At 33.7% G+C, this 3,968-nt stretch carries 5 protein-coding genes; 2 read left to right on the plus strand and 3 right to left on the minus strand.

All coding sequences use genetic code 11. The annotated features are described in order from the left end of the window. Positions 1-28 precede the first annotated feature (28 nt). Genes ACI4WO_RS07285 through ACI4WO_RS07295 form a run of 3 tightly spaced genes read right to left on the minus strand, consistent with a single transcriptional unit; the run spans position 29 to position 2,329 of the window. A complete protein-coding gene (locus tag ACI4WO_RS07285) occupies positions 29-643 on the minus strand; it encodes a zinc-ribbon domain-containing protein (protein WP_439806892.1) in 615 nt (204 codons plus the stop codon). 2 nt (positions 644-645) lie between these two features. Then, on the minus strand, positions 646-1,086 hold the full coding sequence (locus ACI4WO_RS07290; RefSeq protein ID WP_439806893.1) for a hypothetical protein: 441 nt from the start codon (positions 1,084-1,086) through the stop codon (positions 646-648). A gap of 28 nt (positions 1,087-1,114) precedes the next feature. After that, positions 1,115-2,329: a hypothetical protein gene (locus ACI4WO_RS07295; RefSeq protein WP_439806894.1), complete on the minus strand. Its 1,215-nt coding sequence runs from the start codon at positions 2,327-2,329 to the stop codon at positions 1,115-1,117. A 184-nt stretch (positions 2,330-2,513) separates the two neighbouring features. Here ACI4WO_RS07295 and ACI4WO_RS07300 point away from each other — a divergent pair, with 184 nt between their 5' ends. Beyond that, positions 2,514-2,852, plus strand: a complete 339-nt coding sequence (locus tag ACI4WO_RS07300; protein ID WP_439806895.1) for a helix-turn-helix domain-containing protein — start codon at positions 2,514-2,516, stop codon at positions 2,850-2,852. A 187-nt stretch (positions 2,853-3,039) separates the two neighbouring features. Beyond that, positions 3,040-3,968 (plus strand): recombinase family protein (locus tag ACI4WO_RS07305; RefSeq protein WP_439806896.1); only part of this gene is annotated, 929 nt, incomplete at its 3' end.

The raw sequence follows: 3,968 nt of genomic DNA on the forward strand, positions 1-3,968 counted from the left end.
GTGAAGTGCTAAGCAGTATATTTATTGTTTATTCAATATGATTTTCTTCTCCCCAACCAAACTCGTCATTTGTTCGGTAGTATTCCGGAATATTATCTTTTGTAAATCTACCTCCGTCAATTTCTCCATACCAATCATCTTCTCCATGATAGTGTATATACTTTAGATACTTTCCGCTATCTGTGTCAAATTTTAAAAGAAGTATCCACCATGTTTCAAACCCATGTTTATCTTCTGTAGTTGCAGATACAATATAATTACATTTTCCATCTGTATCAAGAATTTCAACATCATACACATCTTGATCGTGGGACACTGAATACTGTTCACGCACAGTTGAGATTGCCAGTGTTTTGACTACATCTTCCTCAGAATATTCTCCAAACGGTGAACTGTCACCACCACCTATTGCACAAGCAAGCACAATAATAATTAGAATTGCAAATACAGCAACCAATATAATTTTCCCTTTTGACATTTTCTTGACCGAAGTTGTACCACCAGAATTTGCCATAGAAAGCTGTGACACATTTGCTTCAATCGGATTTGACTGTACAGTTTCATTTAATTCCACTTTAGCACCACATTCATGGCAGAATGCAGCACCTTTTTTCAATTCATTTCCACAGTTTTTACAGAACATATTTATACCTCCGGTTTATAATTGTATTTCAACATTTCCTTAATCACTTCAATGTTTTGTTCATCTTTCTCTTGATAAATAGTATGTGTTCGACTGCCGCCGACATGGAAATTATCACTTGATAACTTGATATACGGTTTAAACTTTTTAATCCATATCACTGAAACCCCTAATTTTGTGAGAAATTCATAATCTATATTATCCGGATTTTTAGTATCTATTACCATTCCGAGTGCTTTAACATAATATGTAGCATCTAATGAATATGACTTAGCTATAATAATATCTCCCACTTTGATTTGTTTAATAAGCTCTGCATATTCAGGCTTTTCCTCATCAGAATAACCCATACACCAAAAACCTTTTTCTAAAAATTCATTTAGTTTTTCTACTGCATTATCTGTTTTACCGCCGAAAACAGTTCCAACGCCATAAAAATTCATCAAATATTCCTCCATTTTTCTCATTTATTTATGTCAAAATGGCATAACTATAATATGCATTCTTATTATCAGGCAAGTTAAGTATGGTATTTTCACTTGTACAGTATGAAGTAATTACTTCATATAAATATACTGCACCATTATTTCCCTCAAAAAACACTCCGTTATTTTTGGAAGCAACACTGCAAATTTCTCTGGCATTTTCAATTGAAATATCGTTTAACGCAGCATCTACAGCTGCAAAAACTTCTGGTATATCAATTCTTTTATCAGAACAATACAAACCAGCCATTTCGATTTTAACTTCTTCAATTAAACCGTCTTCATTTGTATTTATCAAAATTATAACTACTGGATTATCATTCATAAAGCTCCATTCATCATAAAGACAATCAATATAATATTTATCAGCAAAATCAAATGTTTCCGGTATTCCTTCATGAAAATGAGAAATTTCAAAATCAATATCAAGTTCTGTATCCAATTCATTAAAACGCAAAATAAACTCTTCAGCTGTTTTATTATAAAATTTACGTCCTTTTTCATCAATAACAAATTGCTCTTCGCTGTTATTAGAACTTTTATTCTCCGATGGCATACTTTGCTCAACAGAATCAGATTCAGATATAACATTATCATTTGAATATGTATCATAGTCACAACTTATATAATTTATATAAATACCTATTCTATCCACTGTCATTGAAACAACTGTATTTTCATCAAGATACCATTTGCTTTCCGAATCAGCTTCACCATATTGTTCACTAATAGTATCAAACCACGCTCCATCTGATTTTATTTTACTTTCATTCCATATGTAGCTATAGCTGATTTGAGTTAATTTTCCGTCAACGAACTGAAAGTTGATATCACAAAGCTCTCCCATAAATTCAATATCCATGTAAGCAAGAAAAGTTACAAATTCTCCTGATGTATCATTTTCATAACTTTCTTCATAAGTAGAAATATAATCTGTCATTGCAAGCTTAACAGTGTCAACGTTATCTCCCCATTGCAATCCCAACATTTCAGAACAACTGTTTTCAGATAAAGTACTCTCTGCTTTGGTATCAAAGACATTTTCAGATTTATTTGCTACATATTCTGTAGACTTTTGTGTTTCAATTGTAGATGTAATACTAATGTTTCTGGCATCATATTGACTGTTTGATTTATCAGTATTTCCGCAAGCCGTCAGTAATAACGAACAGAATATAACTAATACACAAATTTTTTTCATAAATCTGCACCTCGACGTAGAATAGTCTAACTTTGTCTAATTATATCACATTTATTTCTATATGTCAAGTATATTTCGTCATATAGACGTAATATGTATTCATATAGGAATATAATACTTGATTAACAGTCCATTAAAACTATACATAAAAAAGGATATAATAATACAAAGGAGTGTGATACCCATGGAACAGGAGCTTGACTACACAGCAATCGGTGACCGTATACGCAAATACAGAGAGCTTTCCAGAATGACGCAGGAACAACTCAGTGAATTATGCTCACTATCCACAGGATATATCGGACATTTAGAGCGAGGAACACGTTCTCCGTCTTTGGAAACTCTTGCAAAAATTTCTCAGATTCTCCGGGTAAGTCTGGACGACCTTGTATTTGGAGAAGCTGAAATCAGCAATAATATGATAAAAATCCTTGCACTTACTTTAGAAGATAAGAACCCTGAAAAGGTGAAAGTATTCCTGAAAACAGTATGTGCCCTCGCTGATAAAATCGACGAATTCTAACAAAATGCCCTATGATGATTATAACACATCACAGGGCATTTCTATTTAAGCAGTCTGCTGCAATTTTAAAATTTTCCTAATTTGGAAAATACTGTTTGCTTTTTCACGAAATTAGCGGTATAATAGTCTTAGGGGCAAAAGCCGTATTGTGATAAAACCTGATTAACATACTCAAAGGAGCATACTTATGGAAGATTTACGAAAAGTAGCCATATATTCAAGAAAATCAAAATTCACAGGTAAAGGGGAAAGTATTGAAAGCCAGATTGATATGTGCAGAACCTATCTGAAACTGCATTTTCCTGAAATCAAGGACGAGGATATACTTGTTTATGAAGATGAGGGGTATTCAGGTGGTAATACAAACCGACCTCAATTTCAGAAAATGCTGAAAGAGTGCAGAAGCAACAATATCAGCAGAATTATTTGCTATAAGCTTGACAGAATCAGCAGAAGCGTGGGAGATTTTATTAAGCTTACTGAGGAACTTGAAAAACTACATATAGAGTTCGTTTCTATCAACGACAACTACGAAACACACACCTCAACAGGTCGTGCAATGCTGGCAATGACCATGGTATTTGCACAGCTCGAACGAGAAACAATTGCTGAGCGTATCCGTGACAATATGCTTTTTCTTGCCAAAGACGGCAGATGGCTTGGTGGTAATACTCCGACAGGTTATAAAAGTACAGAAACTGTCGGCAGTATCAAATTAGATGGAAAAACAAGAAAAGCTCGTATGCTTGAAATTGTTGATGAGGAAGCAGATATTGTAAAATTGATTTTCTCCAAGTTTCTGGAATACAAATCCCTGACAAAAGTTGAAACCTATATGATTCAACATGATATTCTTACAAAAAAGAATTTATCGTTCAGTCGCTTTGCAATCAAGAATATATTGAAAAATCCCGTTTACATGATTGCAGATGAACAGGCATGGAATTACTTTTCTGCTGCTGATGTCGAGATTTACTCCGAACGTGAACAATTTGACGGTATTCACGGAATGATGGTGTATAACAAAACCAGTCAGAGAACAGGAAAATCTAATACATTCAACAATATTAATGACTGGATTATTGCAGTCGGAAAGCATAAAGGACTGATTAAAGG

It is taken from the genome of Porcipelethomonas sp., assembly GCF_051893655.1.
In the GTDB taxonomy this organism is placed as follows: Bacteria; Bacillota; Clostridia; order Oscillospirales; family Ruminococcaceae; genus Porcipelethomonas.

What these genes read in the sequence shown, in the direction of transcription:
- ACI4WO_RS07285 (WP_439806892.1), bottom strand. Translation starts at nt 643, where the DNA reads ATGTTCTGTAAAAACTGTGGAAATGAATTGAAAAAAGGTGCTGCATTC.
- ACI4WO_RS07290 (WP_439806893.1), bottom strand. Translation starts at nt 1,086, where the DNA reads ATGAATTTTTATGGCGTTGGAACTGTTTTCGGCGGTAAAACAGATAAT.
- ACI4WO_RS07295 (WP_439806894.1), bottom strand. Translation starts at nt 2,329, where the DNA reads ATGAAAAAAATTTGTGTATTAGTTATATTCTGTTCGTTATTACTGACG.
- ACI4WO_RS07300 (WP_439806895.1), top strand. Translation starts at nt 2,514, where the DNA reads ATGGAACAGGAGCTTGACTACACAGCAATCGGTGACCGTATACGCAAA.